At 44.7% G+C, this 24,597-nt stretch carries 21 protein-coding genes; 2 read left to right on the forward strand and 19 right to left on the reverse strand.

The window, feature by feature from the left end; translation table 11 throughout:
* Positions 1-58: 58 nt before the first annotated feature.
* From WKT00_RS04910 to WKT00_RS04955, 10 genes are all read right to left on the reverse strand, one after another.
* Complete coding sequence (locus tag WKT00_RS04910) at positions 59-625, reverse strand: manganese efflux pump MntP (protein ID WP_340261373.1); 567 nt, start codon at positions 623-625, stop codon at positions 59-61.
* A gap of 34 nt (positions 626-659) precedes the next feature.
* Complete coding sequence (locus WKT00_RS04915; protein WP_101695595.1) at positions 660-2,165, reverse strand: ATP-binding protein; 1,506 nt, start codon at positions 2,163-2,165, stop codon at positions 660-662.
* Complete coding sequence (locus WKT00_RS04920) at positions 2,156-3,487, reverse strand: vWA domain-containing protein (protein ID WP_101695596.1); 1,332 nt, start codon at positions 3,485-3,487, stop codon at positions 2,156-2,158. The genes WKT00_RS04915 and WKT00_RS04920 overlap by 10 nt, the downstream gene beginning before the upstream one ends.
* A gap of 50 nt (positions 3,488-3,537) precedes the next feature.
* Positions 3,538-4,530 (reverse strand): leucine-rich repeat domain-containing protein, encoded by a 993-nt coding sequence (locus tag WKT00_RS04925; RefSeq protein WP_340261381.1) that lies wholly within the window; start codon positions 4,528-4,530, stop codon positions 3,538-3,540.
* Positions 4,531-4,688: 158 nt separating this feature from the next.
* Complete coding sequence (locus tag WKT00_RS04930) at positions 4,689-5,132, reverse strand: amino acid-binding protein (RefSeq protein ID WP_101695598.1); 444 nt, start codon at positions 5,130-5,132, stop codon at positions 4,689-4,691.
* A 17-nt stretch (positions 5,133-5,149) separates the two neighbouring features.
* A complete protein-coding gene (locus tag WKT00_RS04935; RefSeq protein WP_101695599.1) occupies positions 5,150-6,481 on the reverse strand; it encodes a phenylacetate--CoA ligase family protein in 1,332 nt (443 codons plus the stop codon).
* Positions 6,482-6,496: 15 nt separating this feature from the next.
* On the reverse strand, positions 6,497-6,916 hold the full coding sequence (locus WKT00_RS04940; RefSeq protein WP_101695600.1) for an ACT domain-containing protein: 420 nt from the start codon (positions 6,914-6,916) through the stop codon (positions 6,497-6,499).
* The gene (locus WKT00_RS04945) at positions 6,913-7,497 is read right to left on the reverse strand and encodes an indolepyruvate oxidoreductase subunit beta (RefSeq protein ID WP_101695601.1); all 585 of its coding nucleotides are present in this window, start codon (positions 7,495-7,497) and stop codon (positions 6,913-6,915) included. The genes WKT00_RS04940 and WKT00_RS04945 overlap by 4 nt, the downstream gene beginning before the upstream one ends.
* Positions 7,497-9,251, reverse strand: coding sequence for an indolepyruvate ferredoxin oxidoreductase subunit alpha (gene iorA / locus WKT00_RS04950; protein ID WP_101695684.1), 1,755 nt, complete (start codon positions 9,249-9,251; stop codon positions 7,497-7,499). Before iorA ends, WKT00_RS04945 begins: the two co-directional genes overlap by 1 nt.
* Before the next feature lies 1 nt (position 9,252).
* Positions 9,253-10,563 carry a phenylacetate--CoA ligase family protein gene (locus WKT00_RS04955; RefSeq protein WP_101695602.1) on the reverse strand — a complete coding sequence of 437 codons (1,311 nt, stop codon included), beginning with the start codon at positions 10,561-10,563 and terminating at the stop codon, positions 9,253-9,255.
* Between the two features lie 165 nt (positions 10,564-10,728).
* On the opposite strand from WKT00_RS04955, the gene WKT00_RS04960 reads away from it, so the two are divergent.
* A complete protein-coding gene (locus WKT00_RS04960) occupies positions 10,729-11,916 on the forward strand; it encodes an iron-containing alcohol dehydrogenase (protein ID WP_101695603.1) in 1,188 nt (395 codons plus the stop codon).
* A gap of 51 nt (positions 11,917-11,967) precedes the next feature.
* Here the strand turns inward: WKT00_RS04960 and mgtE are convergent, their stop codons facing one another.
* The 7 genes from mgtE to WKT00_RS04995 form a co-directional block, all read right to left on the reverse strand.
* Entirely contained in the window at positions 11,968-13,299 is a 1,332-nt protein-coding gene (mgtE, locus tag WKT00_RS04965; protein WP_101695604.1) for a magnesium transporter, read from the reverse strand.
* A gap of 333 nt (positions 13,300-13,632) precedes the next feature.
* The gene (locus WKT00_RS04970; RefSeq protein ID WP_101695605.1) at positions 13,633-14,211 is read right to left on the reverse strand and encodes a tRNA (mnm(5)s(2)U34)-methyltransferase; all 579 of its coding nucleotides are present in this window, start codon (positions 14,209-14,211) and stop codon (positions 13,633-13,635) included.
* A gap of 2 nt (positions 14,212-14,213) precedes the next feature.
* Entirely contained in the window at positions 14,214-15,194 is a 981-nt protein-coding gene (locus WKT00_RS04975; RefSeq protein WP_101695606.1) for an Rpn family recombination-promoting nuclease/putative transposase, read from the reverse strand.
* 340 nt (positions 15,195-15,534) lie between these two features.
* On the reverse strand, positions 15,535-20,058 hold the full coding sequence (locus WKT00_RS04980) for a PolC-type DNA polymerase III (RefSeq protein WP_173814481.1): 4,524 nt from the start codon (positions 20,056-20,058) through the stop codon (positions 15,535-15,537).
* Positions 20,051-21,106: a flavodoxin-dependent (E)-4-hydroxy-3-methylbut-2-enyl-diphosphate synthase gene (gene ispG, locus WKT00_RS04985; protein ID WP_101695685.1), complete on the reverse strand. Its 1,056-nt coding sequence runs from the start codon at positions 21,104-21,106 to the stop codon at positions 20,051-20,053. Before ispG ends, WKT00_RS04980 begins: the two co-directional genes overlap by 8 nt.
* A gap of 90 nt (positions 21,107-21,196) precedes the next feature.
* Positions 21,197-21,658 carry a hypothetical protein gene (locus WKT00_RS04990; protein ID WP_101695608.1) on the reverse strand — a complete coding sequence of 154 codons (462 nt, stop codon included), beginning with the start codon at positions 21,656-21,658 and terminating at the stop codon, positions 21,197-21,199.
* Between the two features lie 103 nt (positions 21,659-21,761).
* Positions 21,762-21,995 (reverse strand): hypothetical protein, encoded by a 234-nt coding sequence (locus WKT00_RS04995; protein WP_101695609.1) that lies wholly within the window; start codon positions 21,993-21,995, stop codon positions 21,762-21,764.
* 174 nt (positions 21,996-22,169) lie between these two features.
* Here WKT00_RS04995 and WKT00_RS05000 point away from each other — a divergent pair, with 174 nt between their 5' ends.
* Entirely contained in the window at positions 22,170-22,517 is a 348-nt protein-coding gene (locus tag WKT00_RS05000; RefSeq protein WP_101695610.1) for a helix-turn-helix domain-containing protein, read from the forward strand.
* A gap of 4 nt (positions 22,518-22,521) precedes the next feature.
* Here the strand turns inward: WKT00_RS05000 and WKT00_RS05005 are convergent, their stop codons facing one another.
* Both WKT00_RS05005 and WKT00_RS05010 read right to left on the reverse strand, forming a co-directional pair.
* On the reverse strand, positions 22,522-23,256 hold the full coding sequence (locus tag WKT00_RS05005; RefSeq protein WP_101695611.1) for a type 1 glutamine amidotransferase: 735 nt from the start codon (positions 23,254-23,256) through the stop codon (positions 22,522-22,524).
* Positions 23,256-24,596 (reverse strand): MurT ligase domain-containing protein, encoded by a 1,341-nt coding sequence (locus tag WKT00_RS05010; RefSeq protein WP_101695612.1) that lies wholly within the window; start codon positions 24,594-24,596, stop codon positions 23,256-23,258. Before WKT00_RS05010 ends, WKT00_RS05005 begins: the two co-directional genes overlap by 1 nt.
* Position 24,597: the final 1 nt, after the last annotated feature.

Genomic DNA, 24,597 nt, shown 5'->3' on the forward strand with positions numbered 1-24,597 from the left:
CTCCTGTTTCTATTTTATTTACTATTTTCAACACGGTATCCTTTTTGCCTCTGTCATTTCAGAGAATTCCCAAATGCTCCAGCAGAATTTTTCCGCCCATCAAAATTAAAATCAAACCGCCGGCAAATTCCGCTTTTTTCTCATATTTCCCTCCGAATATATTGCCTATTTTAACACCTGCAACAGATAAAGTAAATGTAATTCCCCCAATAAATACCACTGCCGGTACAATATCAACGGTAAGAAACGCAAAGGTAACACCTACCGCAAGAGCATCGATACTGGTTGCCACTGCCAACCCCAACATCGTACGCACATCCAGCGACTCATCCTCATCCTCGTAATCTTCACAGGCGCCTTCGGATTCCCGAATCATATTTCCTCCAATAAGGGCCAACAAAATGAATGCAATCCAATGATCCACAGAGGTGATCACTTCTTTAAACTGAACACCCAACACATAGCCAATCAGCGGCATCAGCGCCTGAAACCCTCCAAAATAAGCTCCCACCAGCCCTGCCTTTCCCCAAGTACAGCGCTTCATGGAGAGACCTTTACAGACAGCTACTGCAAAAGCATCCATAGAAAGCCCCACCGCAATCAAAACCAATTCGATCAGTCCCATGTCCCTTCCTCCTTCGTCTCTCCACTCTGTCAGCTTAACATTTCAAAGCTGTATTCAAGTCTTCTTCCACTTCATCAAGCTCCGTTAAAATCTCCTGCTGACGCTCATCAAACAGAAGCCTTTTATTATATTTATAATATTTATCACAATCGTAATCTTTCAGGAACCGAACGCTGTATACACTGGTATTCAGTTCTGTCACAAAAGCTACCATCTCCTGGCTGTCTCCAAATGCATCTTCCATAAAATCAAAGGCATGTTCCAGCGCTTCTTTCGTTCTGTTGTAAATAAGCTCCCGACAAGCCACTGCTTCTGCAAACAATTCTTTCACTCTGTCAAATGCTTCCTCGCCTTCCAGATGCTCTTTCTCCACTTTCAATCCATATCCTTCCAGCGTCTCCAGCATCCGGCGGTAAAGACGATCCTCCAACCGTGTCAGCTGCTCTGCCTGTCGAAGCTTCTCATAATTCTCTCTAGCAGAACGCAGCGTTGATTCGAACTCTTTTGTTTCTTTATAAACTTTGAGGTGTTCATATACCATTGTCACATACCGATCTTCCAATGCATAGTCCCGAAAACTGCTCATCAATCTTCCCAACAGCATATTCACTACGCTCAACCGTTCATCAAATGCTGCATAACGAAGCTGCTCCAACGTCTCCTTACTATAGATACCTGCAACAATTTTTTCCAATCCATAATCTTTCTGATACTTGGCATATAGTTCCAGATAGTTCGCAAATTCTTTTGCAACCTTCCAGTGCTGCAAATACTGATGCACCACTTCCCGGTCTGCCTTTTTGCCAAGGCGCTCATAGGCATAGAGAAGCTCTGAAAGATCCTCCCAGCCTCTGGCAGTTACGAATGCTTTCCCATCCACGGTTGTCTCAATCCGATAGAAATGTTCTCTTCTGATCTCCAGATAAGAAAGAATTGCCGGATAAATCTCGGCCTGCCTAGCATATTCTTTCCAAACTTCATAATTCTCTTCCACATCAATCTTTTTAATCCGATCCAGCGTAACCACATCGAATTCCCGAACCGACCGATTGTACTCCGGCGGATTTCCAGCCGCCACAATCACCCAGCCTTCCGGCACTTTCTGATTACCAAAGGTCTTACACTGCAAAAACTGCAGCATGGTTGGCGCCAATGTTTCGGATACACAATTGATCTCATCAATAAACAGAACCCCTTCTTTCAGCCCTGTCTGTTCCATCTTCTCATAGACCGATGAGATAATCTCACTCATAGTATATTCGGTGACCGAATACGTCTTATTTCCATATTCCTTCTCTTTGATGAACGGAAGTCCCACCGCACTCTGTCTGGTATGATGCGTAATCGTATAGGATACCAGTGCAATCTTGCACTCTCTGGCAATCTGTTCCATAATCTGTGTTTTTCCAATCCCCGGAGGTCCCATTAATAGAATTGGCCTCTGTCGGATTGCCGGAATCAGATACTCTCCGGTCTCATCCTTCTGAAGATACGCTTCGATTGAATTTTGAATCTCCTGTTTCGCTCTTTTTATATCCATGCATGTTCTCCTTTAATCTCTTCTTCCAATGTTTCCTTCTCCAGGATCAGCTTCATCGCCCATCCCGGAACATCTACATCTTCATAATCTTCTTCCAAAAATACGAATGCTGTCGCATAAGGCGGCATCTTCTCCGGATAAATTCCACGTCCATCCGTAAAATAAATCAATCCCCGCAAGCTATCAAATGCGTGCTGCATCCGCAATTCTTCCACGTATGCAAACGCCGGCCGAAAATCGGTTCCGCCCTCCCCCCTAAGTTCCAAATGTTCCATATAGGTTCTCAATTCCTCTTCACTGGTAATCTTCTGATCCGTCTGAACTTGATCATCACATTGAATAATATGAATATTAATCTTTCGGAAGAAACTATTTGTTTCACTTAATATTCCATAAGTTTCTTCCAGGAACTTTTTTACAAGTATTCCCGAACAGGACATGGAGGTGTCAATCACAATCACAAACTCTTCCACCTTCTTGACTTCCTTCCATTCCTGCGGCTCAATCAGCGGCATATTTCCGTAAATAGAAAGCCCATAACTATAAAAAGTATAATCAAACGAATCTGGATCCACTTCCATCTCTTCTCTTAGCACTGCAAACTTCTTCAAAAACTCCCGATAATCATACCGCTCCCTGTTTTCTACCTTTACCTGTTCCTTCAGATCGCCCGATGCCGAAGACATCTCGCTGGAAAATGTTTCCATATCACTTTCCATTTGCTCACTGATATGCTGCCATTGATTTTCGATCTCCTGCTTCTTCTCCTGATCATCATCTTCCGGCCAATAATTGTGGTCATCCACTCGAAATTCTGCCTCTAATGCAGTAATCTGAGATTCGGACAGCTCCCATCTGCTTAGTACCGCGTAAATCTTTTCCGCAGTTAAAACCTTCATCTCTCTGCGAAGTCTGCGATAGGTCTCTCTCCGCAAAAGGGAAGATCCCCGCATCACACAGCGGTGATGAATACTGTCTACTATAGATTCTGCTGCCATATCACAGGCAAGATCATAAAACCTCTTATCTCTGCCATTTCGCCGCGCCATATGCCGAAAAATGCCATGCAGTACCAAATGCAGATAAATTCGATTCACTAGATATCTGTCTTCTCGATACAGTCCTCCCAAATACTGCGGATGATAGTAAAGAAACCTTCCATCCGTCCCCATCCCGTCTGCTCCCTCATCCAGCACAGGACAAAGGGAGGATAACGCTACATCAAGGAAACGCATCTTCATATAAAGCTCGCCTCTCGCAGATAACAGAATCTTTCTGCTCACCATATCCAATTTTTCTGTAGTCGTTCGTTCCTCATTCATCTGGCTTTACTCCTGTCTCTTTCCTGGTTCCATCCAAGTTTCCGCAAGATTTATAGTTCAAATGTTTTCTGTTTTTTCGGGAAACAGCGATACCGCATATCCATCAGAAGACTTAGGACTTCCGTCTTCTTTGACTGCGCAGCTCTTTCCATCGCCACCTCCAACGCCTCTAAAGTCCACAGGCCCTCCCTCTCCAAAAACATAAGCCCATCCTGATTTTCCTGCTCTGCCAAAATACCGGCCGCCTCTTTTAGGCACTCCTGCAAAAAGGTCTTATACCTGTCTTTCGCGGCTGGTTCCAAACGATATGGATAGCACAACCGATTCATAACCAGTTCCACCGCCGTCTCAAGTTCTTCTTCCGCTCTGGTTCGATACAGCAATTCATCGTATTTTTTATAATCCAATTCCCGGTCATAGAAACACTGGCGGTAATAACCACCTGCACCGTGATGATGGGTTACCAGAAGTCTTGCCGGCGTATTTTCCACTGCCTCTTCATAATGCTCCGGAAACAACACACGCGCTTCCTCACCTTCATAGAACAATCTCGCCCTGACGGCAAAGCGAATCTCATCCACAATCGATCGAAGACAGCTTTTCTCCCCTTGAAAGAAGTGTATTTCCACCGCTTCTAAACGACATCCGGTAAACGCTCCTCCGCCAATCTCCAAAAGGCTATCCGAAAGAATCAATGTCTTTAAATTCCTGCATCGATAGAATGCATATCTGCCAATTTCCGTCACGCCTTTCGGAAGCCATACAGATTCTACCTGTTCCGCACAGATCCTTTCCGCCTTCTCTTGCGCATGTCTGTCCACCTTAATGTCCGGCACCTCTTTATTTCTCCAAATCAAATCATCCTGATCTGTCTTCGCCTCAGCAAAAGCATAGGGTGCTATAGAAATTACCGGAAGCCCCTCTATCTCATCTGGCAGCACAATCTGACCGTCTTCACCAAAACATCCGGTAATCTCGATTCCTTCTTCTTTTCGTTTATAATGTATTTCCCGGCAAAACTGCCCGCATTCTTTTTTCCACATCGTGCTCTTCCCCTAAAAAACAACTGTTTCTATTTTACATGGAATCTAAAGAGATTTCAATCATTATGAAAAATGGATGCACAGCTTCTCTGCCATACATCCATTTCATCCATACTGCTTTCGTATTTATATCCAAATATTCCTTATGTAGCTTTCACTTAGCAGTTTGCCCGATATGCTTCATCTGCACTGTACACGTCAAAACCGCTACCCTTTAAAATATCGATCACCCGTGCCGGATCGTCGCTCTTTAATACCGCCGCAGCATCCGCTCCATTTGCAAATGCATACATATATTCTACATTCACTTCTCCTTCCACGATCAGGTGCATCGCTTTGCTTAACGAACCCGTCGCATGCGGAACACGAAGAGCAACTACATCGGTCAACATCGCAGTAATTCCCGCCTCTTTCAGCGCTGCACGCCCCTTATGCGGCTCTGATACGATCATGCGGAGCATTCCGTAATCCGAAGTATCCGCAAGACTCAGCGCTACAATATTTACCTCGTTCTCTGCCAGAACATTCAACACCTCATCTAAACGCCCTTCTCGATTTTCCAGAAATACAGACAGCTGTGAAATTGTATTGCTCATACCCATTCTTTCTTCCTCCTTTTCTACAGTTGCCGATTGTCAATTACACGTTTTGCTTTGCCTTCACTTCTCTGAATCGTCTTTGGCTCTACCAGTTTCACTCTTACAGCAACACCAAGCGCCTGTTTAAGAACGGCACCGACTCTGTTCTTCAGTTCATCCAGCTTACGCATTTCATCAGAGAAATATCGTTCATCTACTTCCACCATGACAGTCAGAACGTCCAGGTTATTTTCACGATCAACGATCATCAGATAATGAGGTGCCACGCCTCCTCCCATAGACAGAAGCGCAGACTCTACTTGTGTCGGGAATACATTCACACCACGAATCACCTTCATATCATCCGTGCGGCCCGTAAACTTCTGGATTCTTGGAAGTGTTCTTCCACATTCACAAACGCTGTGATCAATGCTGGTCAAATCCTTGGTTCTATAACGAAGAAGCGGCATTCCTTCCTTCGCCAGCGTCGTAAATACCAATTCTCCAGTCTCACCATCCGCGCAAGCAGATTGATCCGCCGGATTTAATACCTCCGGATAGAAATAATCTTCATATACGTGCAAGCCCTTGTGATGAATACAATCCATTGCCACGCCGGGACCTGTAACCTCACAGAGACCATAGATATCAAAACTATTAATATCCAACATCCGTTCCAGTTTCAAACGCATCTCTTCTGTCCACGGTTCCGCCCCATTAATACTTGCCTTAATTTGAAGGCGATCTAGAATTCCTTCCTCCTGGATAGCTTCTGCCAGATACATCGCATAAGACGGCGTACATGCAAACGCGGTTGCTCCAAAATCTTCCATACACATCAACTGCCGCTTCGTGTTGCCGGCAGACATTGGAATCGCCATAGCCCCCAATGCCCGGGCACCAAGATCCAGTCCCATTCCTCCGGTAAACAATCCGTAACCATAGCACACATGAATCCGATCTTCTGATGTCAGCCCCGCCATGGTCAATGCTCTTGCCACACATTCTCCCCAAACATCTACATCCTTTTGTGTATAGGATGCAAGGGTCAGTTTTCCTGTCGTTCCGGACGTTCCCTGAACACGCACAATCTTTTCCTGCGGCACTGCAAGCAGTCCAAACGGATAATGATCCCTTAAATCTTCTTTGGTTGTAAATGGAAGTTTCCCGATATCCTCGATTCCTTTGATATCTCCTGGTTCCAACCCCAATACGTCCATTTTTTTTCGGTAAAACTCCACATTCTCATAGACATTTTTCACCTGTCTGACAAGGCGCTCACTCTGAAGCGTACTCATCTCATCTCTGCTCATACATTCAATCTTCGGGTCACGAATTCTTTCCTTCCAGTCTTCCCGCGCCACTTTCGCCATCTCTACTCAACTCCTCTACAAATCCTTTTCTTCTACAATCTTTACACTGGCAGCATTCAGTATATCTGCTGCTTTATCATAATCATCCGCACTGAACACCATAACCGGTGCTCTTCCGTCCCGGATTACGAATGAATAAATATAATTAATGTTTACCTGGCCTTCTGCAAGAATCTGAAGCATATGATTCAGATTCCCTTTTTCATCCACTAGCTCTACGCCCATGACTTCATGGACCCGAACCACAAATCCCTGGTGGGTCAGATACTCCTTCCCCACCTCCGGCTGATCCACCACCAGACGAAGAATGCCAAATTCCGGTGTATCAAATGATGCAACTGCACGAATATTTACATGCGCTTCCGTCAGTCTGGATGTTACGTCCATCAAGCTTCCCGGCTTATTTTCCACAAACACAGATAACTGCCTGATCATATTCCTCCTCCTAACATCTGATATCCCGCGTCAAATGCCCGTTTATTGATCTCAACCGTCTTCGGCGGAACCGTTTTTTCAATCACCTCATACCACTGTTCCTTCGTAAAGTCCATATGCTGCGCTGCAACTCCAAGCACAATCAAGTTAAATACCTTCGGGTTTCCAAGCTTCTTGGACTCTTCCGTTGCATTAATTGCATAAACCTGGTGATTTTTACTCAGCTCCTCAATGATCTGCTCCGGATACTCGGCAACCCCAATGGTTACCGGCATCGGATCGATTCGCCAGTCGTTAATCACAAGCGCGCCATCTTTTTTCAGGAAATGCGCATACCGAAGAGCCTCTAGTCTTTCAAATGCAATCAGTACATCCGCCTGACCTTCTTCCACAATCGGCTCCGCCACATGTTCACCGTAACGGACAAAAGTGACAACACTTCCACCTCTCTGAGCCATTCCATGAACTTCAGAAAGTTTGACATCGTATCCATTTTCAATGGCAAGCCCGCCCAGGATTCTGCTGGTCAGAAGAGTTCCCTGGCCGCCTACGCCTACAATCATAATATTTTTCCCTGCCATTATCTGTCACCTTCCTTTACCAATTCTATCGCATCAAATTTGCACAAATCCTTACAAAGGCCGCATCCTGTACACATGGTATCATCAATCCGAATGGTTCCGTCTGGATTTTTTGCCATAGCCGGACATCCTGGTTTCATACACATGCCGCATTTTTTACATTTATCTTCATGCGCAACGTAGAGCGGTTTCTTTCCTTTGGTCAGAAGCACACATGGTGTCTTGGTAATAATTACGGACACCTCATCTCTTGCCACCTCTTCCCGAAGCGTTCTTTCCAATGTTTCAAGATCAAAAGCATTGACTTCTACTACATGCTTCACGCCTACTGCCCGACAAAGCGTCGGGATATCAACTGCATTTGTCGGATCGCCCTGTAAGGTCTTTCCGGTTGCCGCATGATCCTGGTGACCGGTCATTCCGGTTGTCGAGTTATCCAAAATCAGTACCGTTCCCGTCGCATGATTGTATACCATATTCATCAGAGAATTCACACCAGTATGCAGGAATGTAGAATCACCAATCGCTGCCACCCAGTTTTTGATATAATCTCTTCCCTTCGCCTTTTCCATTCCATGAAGGCTTGAAATACTTGCCCCCATACAAATAGTCGTATCCACAACACTTAACGGAGCTACTGCACCAAGTGTATAACATCCGATATCTCCTGCCACATGAAGTCCCAACTTTTTCACTACGTGGTATACACTTCTGTGCGGACATCCCGGACATAAGATCGGCGGTCTTACAGACACCTGTGCCGGCGTGTCAATTTCCAGTTCTTCTCCTAGAATTCTTTCTCGAAGAAGGTTCGCACTGTACTCTCCCTGCACGGTAAAGATCTCTTTTCCAATCGCTTTAATTCCCCAGGATTTCACCTGTTCTTCAATCACCGGATCCAGTTCTTCTACAATGTAAAGGCTCTCTACTTTTGCTGCAAATTCCTCGATCAGTTTTCTCGGAAGCGGATTTACCAATCCAAGCTTCAATACAGATGCATTCGGAAGAGCTTCTTTCACATACTGGTATGGAATTCCACTCGTAATAACTCCAATTTTTGTATCGTTCATTTCCACTCGATTGATTGGAAGGGTATTTGCCGCCTCTGCAAGTTCCAGGTTTCTCTGTTCAATTTCCACATGGCGGAACTTTGCATTGCCTGGCATCATCACGGTCTTGCGTATATTTTTCTCATAAGGTTTATCTTCTATTTTTACCCGTTCTCCCAATTCCACCAATCCCTGTGAATGGGAAAGACGAGTGGTTGTACGAAATACAAAAGGACGGTCAAACTGTTCGCTTAATTCAAATGCTGCTTTTACAAATTCCTTTGCTTCTGCGCTGTCTGACGGTTCGATCACCGGCAGCTGCGCTGCCCTTGCCACCATTCTGGTATCCTGCTCATTCTGAGAGCTGTAAAGTCCCGGATCATCTGCCACTACAATGACAAGCCCTCCATTTACTCCCATGTAAGATACCGTGTACGCCGGATCGGCCGCCACATTAAATCCCACGTGCTTCATGCAAGACATGGCACGTACGCCTGCCACAGATGCTCCAATGGCTACTTCTGTCGCGACTTTTTCATTTGGCGACCACTCGCAGTACACATCCTCTTTGTACTGCACCAAACTTTCACTGATTTCTGTACTTGGGGTTCCCGGATAAGCAGCAGAGACTTTCACCCCCGCTTCGTAAGCTCCTCTGGCAATAGCTTCGTTCCCCAGCATAATCACTTTCTTTGCATCCGACATTTTATAATCCATCCTTTCGTAAATCTGTCACTCTTTTGGCTTTTCCTTCAAAACGCTGCAGCGAATATGGCGCTACCAGCTTCAGCTGTGTCGCAAGTCCAAGCTGTGCTTTCAATCCTTTCTTAATCCGCTGTTCCAATTCACTTAATTTCGCATAGCTGTCCAGCAGTCTGTCGTCTACCAGCTCTACAGTGATTGTCATCACATCCAGCCGATTCTTGCGTTCTACTAAAATCTCATAATGCGGACCAATCTCCGGAATCTGAAGCAGCACTTCCTCAATCTGGGTTGGGAATACATTCACCCCGCGGATGACCAGCATATCGTCTGCACGGCCAGAAAGATTCTCCATCCGTACAGTTGTTCTTCCACACTTACATGGTTCATAAAAGAGTCTCGTCAAATCTCCCGTCCGATAACGGATCAAAGGAAGCGCTTCCTTCCCAAGACAAGTTACAACCAACTCTCCTTTTTCTCCCGGCGGAAGTACTTCTCCCGTCTTCGGATCAATAACTTCTGGTATAAACCAGTCTTCATTAATATGCATTCCACATAACTCTTCACACTCTCCGGCAACTCCCGGTCCGCAAAGCTCGCTCATTCCGTAGTTCTGCGTACACAAAAAGTCATCGCCCCATACCTTATGCATCTCTTCTCGCATCGGTTCTGTCATCCCTTCTCCGCCAAACAGTCCGATACGTACATGTAGATCCTTCGCCGGGTCAAGTCCTCTGGCCCGAATCTCCTCTCCTAGATGTAGCGCATAAGACGGCGTTGCCACCAAAAGGGTCGTCTCCATATCTTGCATAAACATAATCTGCTTTTTGGTATTTCCTGATGACATAGGGATGACTGCTGCCCCCAGTTTCTCCAGTCCACCGTGGAGTCCCAGCGCTCCGGTAAATGTTCCGTATCCAAATGCAATCTGCGCCACATCATCCGGTGTCGCTCCTCCCATGCAGGCAATTCTCGCCACATTATTCAGCCAGACATCCAAATCCTTCCTGGTGTATCCCACCACCGTCGGCTTTCCTGTCGTTCCGGAACTTGCATGAAACCGAACCATTTCTTTTTTATCTACTGCAAATAATCCCATCGGATAATGCTCTCTAAAATCTGCTTTATATGTAAACGGAAGTTTTTTCAAATCATCAAGACTCTGAATTTCATCTGGTGTCACCCCGACCGCATCCATCTTTCGGCGATAAGGCTCCACCCTCTCATAGATGTAATGCACCGTTTCTTTCAATCGTTCCAGCTGAATTCTTTCTATCTCAGCCCTTGACAGGGTTTCTTCCTTCGCCCAAATCATATCGTTTCCTCCTTCACTCCAGAGACGTTTTCTGTTATCGTCTAGTATAGCACATTACTTTCGCGATTTAAAGCATTAATTTGAAAAAATAATCAAAATCGGTTAAAATACACTTATCAAGCAGAAGGAACTGACACACTGCAGATAGAAAGGAAGGATTCTTATATGAAGAGTTTTGAAAATTTTGAATATTTCACTCCTACCAAAGTCATCTTTGGAAAAAATGCGGAGCAGGAGATCGGCACACTGATAAAAACATTTGGTGCAAAGAAGGTTTTGATCCACTACGGCGGCGGAAGTGTCACAAAAAGCGGACTTCTTGACCGGGTATGTGCTTCCCTTACGGAAGCCGGAATTGCTTACATCACCCTTGGCGGCGTCGTTCCAAATCCCCGTCTTTCCAAAGTCCATGAAGGAATAAACCTTTGCCGCCGGGAACAGGCAGACTTTATTCTGGCCGTCGGCGGAGGCAGCGTAATCGATTCCGCTAAGGCTATCGGTTATGGAGTTGCTAACGATGGAGACGTCTGGGATTTTTATGAGAAAAAAAGAACAGCTTCTGCCTGTCTTCCGATCGGCGCCATCCTTACAATTGCTGCTGCCGGAAGTGAGATGAGTAATTCCTCTGTAATCACAAATGAAAATGGCTGGCTGAAACGCGGATACAGTAACAACCTTTCCCGTTGCAAGTTTGCCATTATGAATCCGGAACTGACTTATACACTGCCGGACTACCAGACACAAAGTGGATGTGTCGACATTATGATGCATACACTGGAACGATATTTGAATCAAAGCGGAAATATGGAAATGACGGATGGAATCAGCGAGACGCTGCTTCGCACCGTTATGAAAAATGCAAAAATTTTAAAAACAGATCCGAATAATTATGAAGCCCGCGCAGAAGTAATGTGGGCCGGAAGTTTATCCCACAACGGACTGACCGGCTGCGGAACTGACGGAGGGGACTGGGCTTCCCATCAGCTGGAGCACGAACTAGGCGGAATGTTCGACGTCGCTCATGGAGCCGGACTGGCGGCCGTGTGGGGAAGCTGGGCAAGATACGTCTTCCACGACCGTATCGACCGCTTCGCCAAACTTGCCGCAAATGTGCTGATGCTTACTCCAACTGATGATCCAACGCAGAATGCCCTCGCCGGAATCGAAGCGATGGAAGCGTATTTTCACAGTGTCGGCATGCCGACCAGCATCCATGATCTGGGAATTGATCTTTCCGAAGAGCAGATCATGACACTGGCCGACAAATGTAGTTTCGGGTGCACTCGAACCATCGGTATCGTCCGCAAACTGGACACAGAAGATATTGCCAACATCTACCGAATGGCGAAATAGATAACGGACAAAGTATGTCTCCCGGCATTAAAAATTATTTAACAGTGCCTGCTACAAATGAAATACCAACGTTGCAATCTGAAAATAGATGACAATGGAACAAGTATCTACAATTGTAGTAATGAGCGGAGATGCCATAATTGCAGGATCCATGTGCAACTGCTTTGCTAGGATCGGCAGAATGCAGCCCACCAGTTTTGCAATCACAATAGTTACAACTAATGACGTAGCAATTACCATTGCCATGGCGAAATTTCGATAAACCAGATAAATTCTAAGTCCATTTGCCATGGCAAGGGCTGCTCCTACCACAAGCGCCACACGGAATTCCTTCCATATAATAGTAAAGAAATCCGAAAAATGAAGTTCATCTACCGCAAGACCACGGATAATCAGAGTGGAACTTTGGGAACCACAGTTTCCTCCTGTATCCATCAACATTGGAATAAATGATACCAAAAGCGGAATCGCCGTAAATGCATTTTCATACTTTGTAATAATCGCTCCCGTTACCGTTGCTGAGAACATCAAAATCAACAGCCACATAATCCGCTGTCTGGCATGGCCGAAAACGGATGTCTTCAAATAAGAGTCTTCACTGGAAGAAATCGCCGCCATCTTATGGATATCCTCCGTCGTCTCTTCCGTCAAAACATCCATCGCATCATCAAAGGTTACAATCCCAACAATATATCCTTCCTGATCTACAACCGGAATTGCAATCAGTCCATATTTGCGGAACAGATTTGCTGCCTCTTCCCGATCGTCTGTTGTCCGGATAAAGACATATTTTTCTTCCATTAGCTCTTCTACCAGCAAATCTCCATCATGTGTCATCAATGCTTCTGCAGTAATGATTCCTTTTAATTTTCTTTTTTCCACCACATAGCAGGTGTAAACGGTCTCACTGTGAATCCCTACCCGCCGAATCTTATCCAGTACTTGCTGTACCGTCATTTGTGGTGTAACATCAATATACTCCACCGTCATAATGCTTCCCGCACTGTCTTCTGGATACTTTAAGAGCCGATTGATATCTGAGCGCGTATCTTTACTCACCTGATCGAGGAGACGATTCACCACATTGGCCGGCATATCTTCCAAAAGATCAACGGCATCATCGGTATACATAGCATCTAGAATATGCCCTACTTCCTGATTGGTAAAGGAACCAAGAAGAGCCTGTTGCTGATCATCGTCCATGTAGGCAAACACTTCCGCCGCTTTATCCTTATCAATCATACGAAATACCATGGCGAGTTCCTGATCTTCCAATTCCATTAATAAATCTGCCAAATCCACAGAATTGTATTCCGCCATCAATTCTTTCAGTTCCAGATATCTTTTCTCCGTCAATAATTTCAGTAAACAATTTCTTTTCATATGCATACCCTCCTGTTTTTGGCGGCAGCATTTCTCTTCCCATTCTCTTTTCAGATCTAAAAAAGGGCATAAAAATACTGCCTATCCTCTTGTTTCTCTCACGGACAGGCAGCTGATATTCTGCACTTCTTGCGTCACTTCTTAAGCAGGGCAGAAACTCCCTGCATATCGATCCAACGAAGGCAGACTCATGTCGTTACCATATCCGTTTCTCACTTTGTAATTCCAACTTCGCGCCGAATTACCTTCCATGGTCTTACCTCCTTTGCATCCATTATCAATGACTACAAGTTACGATTTATTGAGTATAACGAAAGTTTTAAGAAAAGTCAACTACGACTTAAAAATAAAAACCGGAATCGGTGGATGATTCTCCCTGTTGAAATAGTAATTGCAAATCACCGTATACTTCCTTGGATGAAGCGTTTTCAAATAGGCAAGGATTCGTTCCTTCTCCTCAAACCCCGTATCTCCTCCACTGTAAATACAAAGGCTCATCATCCCTCCCGGCTTCAGAAGTTCCAAACCTTTTCCAATTGCCTCTATACTGGTATCTGCCTTTGTGGAAATTCTATGATCGCCGCCCGGAAGATAACCAAAATTAAAGCAAATCACATCCACACTTTCCGGATTAACATACTGATCCATATACTGATGGCTAGCTTGAATAAGTCGAACACGCTCCCCCATCTGTTCTACTTTATTTTCTTTCTTTAGTAATTTTTCTGTTTCTTCCAGTGCCATTTTTTGTATATCAAAAGCTATGACTTTCCCTGCATCTCCTGCAAGCTCACAGAGCAGCAGCGTATCATTTCCTTTGCCCATAGTGGCATCAATATAAATACCGCCTCTTGCCGCCTGCGCTCGGATAATCTCATGGCACCAGTATGTAATCTGCGATTTTTTTCCCATAGCTATTCCTTCCAATACTTATCCATATATCTCAGAACCTCTTCTGTAGACAACCTGAATTTCTGTGTAACCTTATCTTGAACCTCTTCTTTCATCATCTCTATTTCCTGCAACGCTTCTATATATGCCTGTATTCCACCTTCTCTCCATCCCTCTGCAATTCCCTCTTCTCGTCCTTCTTCTCGTCCTTCTTCTCGTCCTTCTTCTCGTCCTTCCTCTCGTCCTTTTTCTCGCCCTTCTTCTCGTCCTTCCGCAAACCCTTTTGCATGTCCCATGCGCCAACCGCTATTAATCATATGATTATAATCGCGAATCGCTTTCTGTCTTTCCTCATACTCCAGACGTTTTTCTTCATCTGCACTTAAATTCACCAATCGATTATATGCCTTTTCCCTATATTCATCTCCCTGAACAGCCATTTTCATTTCCTCCCTGCTCTCTGCGTTAAAGAAACGTGCCCATCTAAGAAGTTCCGTCTCCGAATATTGATACTTTTTAAGTTTTGGAAGCTCTAATACATGAATTTCCATCTTATCGGTATACAATATTTTTCTCTTATCTTCCCAGATATGGAATCTAGAATAATATTCCCTGTCATCAAACAGTGTGAAATTTAATATCCCTATATGAATACACTTCTTCAACTCATGATAATCTTCTCCCTCATGGATTTGATCAGCAAACATCTTGCAGAGATAAAATAAAGAGCGTTCTACCCAATAATCATAGGCAATTACCTGCATCTCGATATCTATCTGAGAACCATCTTCTAGCACGACTCTTACATCCAGGATCCCCAGCTTATCCTTCTTATGCTGTTTTCGTAAATAGGTCGGCAACAACTCTGTTCTCTTGATGCGATCCGGCTTTATATCCAAAACCGCCGCTACAAATCCTCGTCTCACATCTTCATCTGCTAGAAGTTCCTTGAAACAAAAATCCACTTTAGGTGACATAATAAATGTGTTGTCATTGTTTTTCATCTTTGCACTCCTTCCTTTGTAGGAAAGATAAATTACTTGCACAAAGATAAACTTATACCCCTATTATAAGGATACTCCTGCAAATATACAACTGCTTTCCCACGATATTCTGTTTACAACTTTTAATCCTTTGGTATTCTCTGACCGAATCGTCATAAATGATATCAGAATCATCAAAATAGAATTCTTTGATAGGCTAAGTATAAGATAAAATTTCAAAAAACTCAAGCCGCTTTGAAAAAGATGCTTGAGTTTTTTGAAATGCTTTTTTGAAAAGATAGGAAAAGCGGCATCACGCGGATAATCCAGTATCACAAACTGCCAAACGTATATGTAATAATCAAAAATCAAACAACGATAACTGATTGGACTCCGGAAGATCTCCCAAAAGTCCCAGATCCCCCATATAGTCAATCACCGTCTTACTTGCTTTCGTTCGCTGCCTAAAATCATCTCGGGATAAATATGGACCATCTTTGGCTGCCTCTTCCACTGCTTCCGCCGCCTTTTCTCCCATACCATCAATACTGGAAAAAGGAGGCATCAACTTTCCGTCAATAATCTGGAACTTGGTTGCCTTTGCACGGTAGATATCAATCGGCAGGAATTCATATCCTCTGGCATACATCTCCTGAACAATATGCATATCCTTCATTGTGTCCTGTTCCTTCTTACTTAAGGTCGCTGATCTTCGATTATAATCATCGATATAGTACTGTAACTTCTCCTTGCCCTGACACATAATTTCATAAGAAAATGCATCCGCACGAATCCCAAAATAAGCTCCGTAATAAGCAAGCGGATAATTAATTTTACAGTAAGCAATCCGATACGCCATCATAACATAAGCTGCTGCGTGGGCTTTGGGGAACATGTACTTGATCTTTTCGCAAGACCAAATGTACCAGTCCGGCACATCATGTTCTGCCATATCCTTCTTAAATTCCGGCCACTCTTTACATTTTCCCTTCGCCACCGTTCCCTTTCGGACACGCTCCATAATGGTAAAGGATTCCTCACTGTCCAGTCCTTTATTAATCAAATATGTCATAATATCATCTCGCGTACAAATCGCTGTAGAAATGGTGGCCTTCCCGCTTCGGATCAGTTCCTGGGCATTATTAAGCCATACGTCTGTTCCATGAGAAAGACCCGAAATACGTATTAGATCTGACAAGGTTTGCGGTTTTGTATCCACAACCATCTGAATAACAAAATCCGTACCAAATTCCGGGATTCCCAGACATCCTACCGGACATCCTCCAATATCGTCCGGCTTGATTCCCAGGACTTCCGTCCCATGAAACAACGCCATTACATCCTGATCATCCAGCGGAATATCCGTTGCCACGAACTTATGATCCGTCTCATTATACTCATTATCCATAGCAGGAGAACTAATGTATTCTTCCAGCGTCTTAATCATGGTCGGATCATCATGCCCCAGAATATCCAGCTTCAGCAGGTTATGATCAATGGAATGGTAATCAAAGTGAGTTGTAATAATGTCCGTCTGCGTATCATTAGCCGGATGCTGCACAGGTGTAAACGAATTAATTTCTTCTCCCAGCGGAAGTACGATAATTCCTCCAGGATGCTGACCGGTACTTCTTCTAATTCCAGTACATCCTTGTACAATCCGGTCAATTTCACAGTTTCGTTTTCCCTGTCCGCGCTCCTCATAATAGTTCTTTACATATCCAAATGCCGTCTTATCCGCCAGTGTTCCAATGGTTCCGGCACGGTAAGTCTGACCGGCTCCAAAAATAACCTCCGTATATTTATGTGCATTACTCTGATAATCTCCAGAGAAATTCAAGTCGATATCCGGCTCCTTATTTCCTTTAAATCCCAGGAATGTCTCAAACGGAATGTCAAATCCGTCTTTCACCAAAGGTTCCCCACAGACCGGACATGCCTTATCCGGCATATCCCATCCGCAGCCGCCTGCATAAGCTCTTACCTCATCCGATTCAAAATCACTGTAATGACATTTTTTACAATAATAATGCGGGCTCAGCGGATTTACCTCTGTAATTCCCGCCATAGTCGCGACAAAGGAAGATCCGACAGAACCTCGGGAACCAACCAGATACCCATCCTCATTGGACTTCCACACCAGCTTTTGGGCAATGATATACATTACGGCGAACCCATTGGAAATAATCGAATTCAGCTCTCGCTCCAACCGCTCTGTTACCACCTCCGGTAAATTCTCTCCATACATGGAATGCGCCTTATTATAACAGATCTCTCTTAACTGTTTGTCCGAATCCGGAATCACCGGCGGGCATTTATCCGGCCGAATCGGCGTAATCTTTTCCACCATATCTGCAATTCGATTGGGGTTATCAATTACAATCTCTCTCGCCTTTGCAGATCCCAAATACTCAAATTCCTCCAGCATCTCCTCCGTCGTCCGGAAGTAAAGAGGCGCCTGATCATCCGCGTCTCCAAATCCTTTTCCTGCCATAATAATCCGACGGTACACTTCGTCCTCCGGATCCATAAAATGTACGTCACAGGTACCCACTACCGGCTTTCCGAATTTTTCTCCCAGCTGTACAATCTTCCGATTCAGATTTCGAATATCTTCCTCACTGTTCACATTTCCCACACGATCGCTGGCAATCATAAACCGGTTGTTTCCCACGGGCTGAATCTCCAGATAATCATAGAAGTTTACAATTTTGGCAACCCGCTCATCCGACTTTTCATTTAACAGCGCCTGATAGAGTTCTCCTGCCTCACAGGCACTTCCCACTAAAAGCCCTTCCCGGTATTTGGACAATTCACTCTTTGGAATCCTGGGACGACGCGCGTAATATTCCAAATGGGACTTGGAAATCAACGTATAGAGATTCACCCTTCCTACCTCATTGCAGGCAAGAATAATGACATGATAAGTCGGAAGCTTACGCACTGCATTTGCATTGTGAGCTCCAAACTGATTTAACTTGCGCAGGCTGTCCACATTCCGATCACGAAGCATCTCTACAAACTTCACAAAAATCTCTGCTGTTGCTCCTGCATCGTCCACCGCCCGATGATGATTCTCCAGAGAAATATGCAGCGCATTTGCCACCACGTTCAGTTTGAACTTTGAAAGTGTCGGCAATAAAATCCGTGCCATCGCAACCGTATCCACCGATGTGAAATCAGGTATCCTATCCTGATACCGACAATTTTGTTCAATAAATCCCACATCGAAGGATGCATTATGAGCCACCAAAACCGCATCGCCTACAAAGGCAAGAAACTTAGGAAGTACCGTCTCAATATCCGGCGCATCCATCACCATCTGATCAGTAATACTGGTCAGCTGTGTGATCTGGAACGGTATCGGAACCTTCGGATTGACAAAAGTACTAAAGCGCTCTGTAATCTTGCCCCGCTCCACTTTCACCGCTCCGATTTCAATAATTTTATCTTTAATCGGACTAAAACCTGTCGTCTCTAAATCGAAAACCACATAGGTATCATCCAGCATCTGCCCCTTCTCATTCACTGCCACGTCAGTCAGATCGTCTACCAGATACCCTTCTACTCCGTAAATCACCTTGAACGGATCGTCCTTATCAAGGCCTTCAATATAATGATTGGCATCCGGGAAGGACTGAACCACTCCATGATCCGTGATGGCAATCGCCTTATGTCCCCAGTCATGGGCTCTTCTCACCAGATTCTGCACCTCGGAAACGCCGTCCATATCACTCATCTTTGTATGACAGTGAAGCTCCACTCTCTTCTCCGGCGACGTATCATTTCTGGATTCCGTAAAATCACTAATCTTTTTAATTCCCGTGACAGAACCAATCGTCAGCTCCCCGTCAAATTTATCAAGGGTAGTCACTCCTTTGATTTTAAGGAATGCCCCCTTCTTCACATCCGCAAGGATATCCGCAAGCTGGTCGTTACGCACGAACATTTTCACCATGATGGTATCCGTAAAGTCTGTCACTGCATACATAACGATTGTCTTCTCATTTCGAATCTCACGGGTATCGAAACTGATTACCTTTCCACGGATGGTAATCTCGCCCATCTCTGTCACTACCTGACGAAGTTCAATCGCTTCCTCTTCAAAGTCTCGTCCATACACCAGATTTGGATCATCAGAACTTCGTTTTCCAAAGCCATATCCGTCTCGTTTTCCTCTTCCATAAAATGCCTTTTTGCCGTTTGTTTCCCCGGATACCGCCGCTTTCGCTCCTCCCTTTGCCGCCTCTTTTTTCTCCTGCTTTGCTTCTTTTTCTTCCTGCTTTCTAGCCTTTTCTTCCTGCACAGAAGCTGCATGTTCACAAATAGCGTCTATTTCTTGCTGAAGCCTTACCTCATTATGCTTCAGACTGCTCTCCTTCGCTTCCTGATACTTGACGCGAATTTCAACAGGACGTCCGAACCGGTTTTGAAACACGTCCGTCAAATACCCTACCAAAGACTCCTTCTTCCCTCTGGCCACAATGGTATCGGTCAGTGTCAGGCAGAGAATATTTTCCTCCTCGAACTCATAGGTTCCGCTCTGCAGCATATTTCGCTCTACGACACTGCGGTCATCCAGCTCTAAAAGGAAACTATCCCAATAAAGTTCCATCAGGTTCTCTGGCGTATACTGCTCCGACAGTTCATACTGATCCTGTACTTCAATCCGAATCAGACTTCTCGCAAACATCTGATCCTTGATTCTTTTTTCTAGATCATAAATCTCTTTTTTCTGAATCAAGTGTCTGCTTCGCAAATGCACCCGGATAAACTCCCGGGATGAATTGGTCGCAACCTTTAAGACCTCCACGCTCTCCAACAGCATCCTAAGTTCTTCATTCATTTTTAATGTTGGAAATACTTCAAAAAACGGTTTACTCATTCCAGTGCAACAACTCCTGCCTAAGTGTTTCTAATAATTCTTCTTCTTTTACCTTCTTCACAATCTCACCCTTCTTAATCAGAAGGCCTTCTCCGATTCCTCCGGCGATTCCAATATCGGCTTCCTTTGCCTCTCCCGGGCCGTTCACCACACAGCCCATTACTGCCACCTTAATATCCAGCGGAATATCCTCTACCATCTGTTCCACCTGATTTGCCAAACCGATAAGATCTATCTTCGTTCGTCCGCAAGTCGGGCAGGATACCACTTCAATTCCACCTTTCCGAAGTCCCAGCGTCTTTAAGATCAATTTCGCAGAACGAATTTCCTCCACCGGATCCCCCGTTAAAGATACCCGGATGGTATCTCCGATTCCCTGATGCAAAATCAGCCCCAAACCTATGGAAGACTTAATATTTCCTGCCGTCACTGTCCCGGACTCGGTGATTCCCACATGCAGAGGATATGGACACACATCTGCAATCAGCTCATGCGCCCTGACACACATCAGTACATCGGAAGACTTGATACTGACTACCAGCTTATCATAGCCCATCTCTTCAATCAGGCGTACCTTATCAAGGGCACTTTCTACCAGCCCTTCCGCCGTCACTTTGCCATATTTTTCCACTAATTCCTTCTCTAGAGACCCACTGTTTACACCGACACGAATCGGAACCTGATATTCCTTAGCCTTATCGACTACGGCCTGGATTCTGTCTCTGCTTCCAATGTTTCCGGGGTTTATCCGAATCTTGTCCGCCCCGTTCTCAATCGCCGCAATTGCCAGCCGATAATCAAAATGAATATCGGCCACCAGCGGAATATGAATTTCTTTCTTAATCTCACGAAGCGCCTCCGCTGCCTCCATCGTAGGGACAGCACAGCGGATGATCTCGCATCCAGCCTTTTCAAGTGCCAAAATCTGCGCCACTGTCGCCTGCACATCCTCCGTCTTCGTATTCGTCATAGACTGGATTGCCACCGGATTTCCTCCACCAATCGTTACACTGCCAATCTGTATCTGTTTCGTCTCGTCTCTTCGCATCATTTCCTTACATCCTTTCTCTTAAAAAAAGCCCCTCTATCCGTCACCCTGCCCGGACAGCCTGGTGTGACAATAGAGGGTCTGCCTATATTACTCTTGTATAAATGTCAACTGTTCCCCGTACTCTCGTTCTACCAGAGTCAGCCGTTCCTGCTCCACACTGTAGTCAAAAGAAGTTACAATCGGGGCAAGTGCATTCTGAAGTGTTTCCGTTGTATACTGACCGTCTGATTTTTCCGCCAGACGATTAAGTTCTTCCTCATCCATCTTGATCGTCACCGTCTTGTTTTCCTTATCGATAGAATAAGGAAGTACAACCTCCACACTGGTTTCCTCTGCGATCTCCGGTATTGTCACCACCACAGTCCCCTTACTCTTTACCTTCAGATTATATCTTCCGTCTTCTCCGATCCAGTTCCCCTCCAATGGGTTCGTGGTAAACATCTTAGTCAGGATATAGACAGCAATCAGAATAATCAACGCTGTAGATACCAAAAAGGTAATTCTCCACAACTTACTTCTCTTTGCTTCATCATTTTTTGCTACTATCATTTATGTCATTCCTCTCAACGCTTCATACTTGAACTGCTCGTTTTGTTTCATTCCAAATTATAGGTGCTTTTTGACACAGTGTCAACGAAAAACTATCTGTCTCTTACTCCGTCACCTCAACCACCAGATAAAACCCTTTCTCCGTCTTTTCAATCCGACGAATAATCCCCGTTCTTGCCTTGATTCGCTCGCTGGTCCGATAAATTCCAGACATCGCAATAGATGGTTCTACCAGGTAAGTATACTGTCCGGTCACTGCACTTCTCTCACTGATTTCCACTTCTTGCCCTTCTGTGACCAGCCCTTCCCTCTCCATCTTAAACCGTTCCTGTCTCATTGTTTTCCCCCCCCTCATTTCTTTTTCTAGTCCTTTTGTTTTCACGACAATGTTCCATTTTGTTCCGGCAAGGAACCTAGTCGCAACATTTTGTTGATATTCGACACTTTTTATGTTCTTTATCATCTAAGTTGGTAAAATATACCAAAATACTAATTCAGGGAGGTAACATTCATGTCTTTTGCACAGAAATTGAAATCATTACGACTTGAACACGATATGACACAGGAATCTGTGGCTAAGTATATGAATGTGGCGCGCTCCACCATTGCAGGTTATGAAACAAAGAACCGTCAGCCCTCTCACGAAAAACTGACAACGCTTGCCTCTTTGTTTCAGGTTTCCGTAGATTACCTTTTGGACGAAGGTGAAGAAATCAACGTTACGCTCCATCCCTCCTGCATTCTTCCTTTTGAAGATCAGAACCTTCTCGACAGTTATCACAAACTGTCCGCCCGCTCCAGAAAAGATCTCAAGGAATATCTCTACCTTTTACAGCTTCGCGACAACGAAAAACACTAACTGTTTATTCTTTCAAATATCTTCGGCAGATACTTTCATTTGCCGCCTGTTCCTGACTGTCGTCAAGTTCTTCTAGCGTTACCGGACCATACTTTCTCTCTAGCGCTTTCTGAATCAGATAATCACAAATCTGCGGATTTTTCGGAAGCAGCGGTCCATGCAGATAAGTCCCGATTACATTCTTGTAAACCACTCCCTCGTATCCGCTCTTTCCATCGTTTCCATGTCCATAAAGGACCTTGCCAAACGGCTGATTTCCATTTAAGAAGGTTCGTCCTCCGTGATTCTCAAATCCCACTACCGGCATCTTGGCCAAATCACTCTTTAAAATAATGTTGTCAATCAAGCGTCCGTTCCCCTGTTCTGTATAAATATCAACAAGGTTCAGCCCTTCAATCATACCCTCTTCTGTCTTATAATATTTCCCCAGCAGCTGATATCCGCCGCACACAGCAATCACGACGCCTCCGTCTTCCACATACTGCTGAAAATCCTCTCTAATCTCCAGAAGATTCTTACATACGATAGCCTGCTCCCGGTCAGAACCTCCTCCAAGCAGCACAATATCAAGCTTGGAGAAATCAATGACATCTCCGGTATTAAATTCGATCGTCTCTGCATCAATTCCACGCCATCTGCAGCGCTGTTCCATGCAGGCAATATTCCCCCTGTCTCCATACAGGTTCAAAAGATCCGGATAGAGATGCCCAATCGTAATTTTCCTATCTGTCCGTCCCATTACTTCTCTGCCTCCATCTTCTTCAATACATTTCTGGTTGAAAACAATGCCGTATAGTTAACCAGCAAATACAAATTGCCGCATCCATTCTTCACACATTCACGAATCGCCGTTTCCACATCCGTTTCCACTTTAGATGGAATTTCCACATATTTCAAGCGAAGTCCCATATCATAGCAGCGGATTCCGCTGACGGTAACAGAATGGATATTCGCATCCTTAAAACGATCAAAATCCACATCCCACAGCCAGGACACATCAATTCCGTCCTGCGCATTATCATTGATCACAATTATAATATCCTTCTCTTTTTCGTCCTGCATCACCGCAGAAATATTCTGATTAAATCCCGCCGGATTCTTGGCAAGATTCAGCATGATTTTCGTATCCTGAATCTGGAACTGTTCCATCCGTCCGTTCTCCGGATTAAAAGCTGCAAGCATCTCATTAAATCCTGTCAGCTCAAGCCCTCCTGTTCTGGCAGCCGCATAAGCCGCAAGAATATTATATACATTATAGAATCCTCTGTAATTTGCACGGATTCTCCGGCCTTCCACTGTAAAAGAAAGATGATCCCCCACCTCAATTTCGGAGGCATCGTACTGAATCTTTGGTCTTTTAAAGTCACATCCTGTACATTCATAGTCTCCCAGCTGGCTGTAATGATAAAAGTGATACATAAGCGGCTCTCCACATTGTTTGCAGAATCTTCCTTCCCGAATCTCGCGTGAATCCTTATCATCAATCACCTTCTCACTGATTCCATAAGTGATAAATTCATTGCCGCTCTCCATAGCAAGATATGCCGACAGAGCATCATCGCCATTGACAATCACTTTCATCTTCGGCGCTGACTGCATCACTTCTTTTAAAATATTCATGGTAATATCAATCTCTCCATACCGGTCAAGCTGGTCACGGAAGAGATTGGTCAGCACCATATAATCCGGCTTAAAGTGCGGAAACACCCTTCTTGTAGACGCCTCATCAACCTCAATACAAGCATAATCCGCCTTTAAATTTCCTCCAATTCCTGCGCTAAGAACAAACGCTGCCACGACTCCATTTAACATATTAGAGCCCGTGTGATTGCAGACAACCCGATACCCTTCTTTTTGAAGCGCCGCGCAAAGCATATTGTTTGTCGTCGTCTTTCCATTCGTTCCACACACAATATAAATATCTTTTTTTACCTGTCCCGCCAACTCTTTCAAAATAGACGGACAGATCTGAAGTGCAATCTTTCCTGCCCACGTTACTCCCTGTCGGTGAAAAATGTGGACGCTTATTTTTTCTGTAAGTTTTGCCGCCCATACGGCCAGCATTCTGCGTAATCTCATA

The sequence above is a fragment of the Dorea sp. ICN-14282 genome, from assembly GCF_037890115.1.
GTDB classification, from domain to species: Bacteria; Bacillota; Clostridia; order Lachnospirales; family Lachnospiraceae; genus Dorea_B; species Dorea_B phocaeensis.

Excerpts from the sequence above, each read along its gene's own strand:
- WKT00_RS04975 (WP_101695606.1), bottom strand. The coding sequence starts at position 15,194 with ATGAAAAACAATGACAACACATTTATTATGTCACCTAAAGTGGATTTT.
- WKT00_RS05000 (WP_101695610.1), top strand. The coding sequence starts at position 22,170 with ATGTCTTTTGCACAGAAATTGAAATCATTACGACTTGAACACGATATG.
- WKT00_RS04930 (WP_101695598.1), bottom strand. The coding sequence starts at position 5,132 with ATGGGTATGAGCAATACAATTTCACAGCTGTCTGTATTTCTGGAAAAT.
- WKT00_RS04920 (WP_101695596.1), bottom strand. The coding sequence starts at position 3,487 with ATGAATGAGGAACGAACGACTACAGAAAAATTGGATATGGTGAGCAGA.
- WKT00_RS04960 (WP_101695603.1), top strand. The coding sequence starts at position 10,729 with ATGAAGAGTTTTGAAAATTTTGAATATTTCACTCCTACCAAAGTCATC.
- WKT00_RS04955 (WP_101695602.1), bottom strand. The coding sequence starts at position 10,563 with ATGATTTGGGCGAAGGAAGAAACCCTGTCAAGGGCTGAGATAGAAAGA.
- WKT00_RS04935 (WP_101695599.1), bottom strand. The coding sequence starts at position 6,481 with ATGGCGAAAGTGGCGCGGGAAGACTGGAAGGAAAGAATTCGTGACCCG.
- WKT00_RS04970 (WP_101695605.1), bottom strand. The coding sequence starts at position 14,211 with ATGGGAAAAAAATCGCAGATTACATACTGGTGCCATGAGATTATCCGA.
- WKT00_RS04925 (WP_340261381.1), bottom strand. The coding sequence starts at position 4,530 with ATGTGGAAAAAAGAATGCGGGCAGTTTTGCCGGGAAATACATTATAAA.
- WKT00_RS04995 (WP_101695609.1), bottom strand. The coding sequence starts at position 21,995 with ATGAGACAGGAACGGTTTAAGATGGAGAGGGAAGGGCTGGTCACAGAA.
- WKT00_RS04915 (WP_101695595.1), bottom strand. The coding sequence starts at position 2,165 with ATGGATATAAAAAGAGCGAAACAGGAGATTCAAAATTCAATCGAAGCG.
- mgtE (WP_101695604.1), bottom strand. The coding sequence starts at position 13,299 with ATGAAAAGAAATTGTTTACTGAAATTATTGACGGAGAAAAGATATCTG.
- WKT00_RS05010 (WP_101695612.1), bottom strand. The coding sequence starts at position 24,596 with ATGAGATTACGCAGAATGCTGGCCGTATGGGCGGCAAAACTTACAGAA.
- iorA (WP_101695684.1), bottom strand. The coding sequence starts at position 9,251 with ATGTCGGATGCAAAGAAAGTGATTATGCTGGGGAACGAAGCTATTGCC.
- WKT00_RS05005 (WP_101695611.1), bottom strand. The coding sequence starts at position 23,256 with ATGGGACGGACAGATAGGAAAATTACGATTGGGCATCTCTATCCGGAT.
- WKT00_RS04910 (WP_340261373.1), bottom strand. The coding sequence starts at position 625 with ATGGGACTGATCGAATTGGTTTTGATTGCGGTGGGGCTTTCTATGGAT.
- WKT00_RS04980 (WP_173814481.1), bottom strand. The coding sequence starts at position 20,058 with ATGAGTAAACCGTTTTTTGAAGTATTTCCAACATTAAAAATGAATGAA.
- WKT00_RS04940 (WP_101695600.1), bottom strand. The coding sequence starts at position 6,916 with ATGATCAGGCAGTTATCTGTGTTTGTGGAAAATAAGCCGGGAAGCTTG.
- WKT00_RS04945 (WP_101695601.1), bottom strand. The coding sequence starts at position 7,497 with ATGGCAGGGAAAAATATTATGATTGTAGGCGTAGGCGGCCAGGGAACT.
- WKT00_RS04990 (WP_101695608.1), bottom strand. The coding sequence starts at position 21,658 with ATGATAGTAGCAAAAAATGATGAAGCAAAGAGAAGTAAGTTGTGGAGA.
- ispG (WP_101695685.1), bottom strand. The coding sequence starts at position 21,106 with ATGCGAAGAGACGAGACGAAACAGATACAGATTGGCAGTGTAACGATT.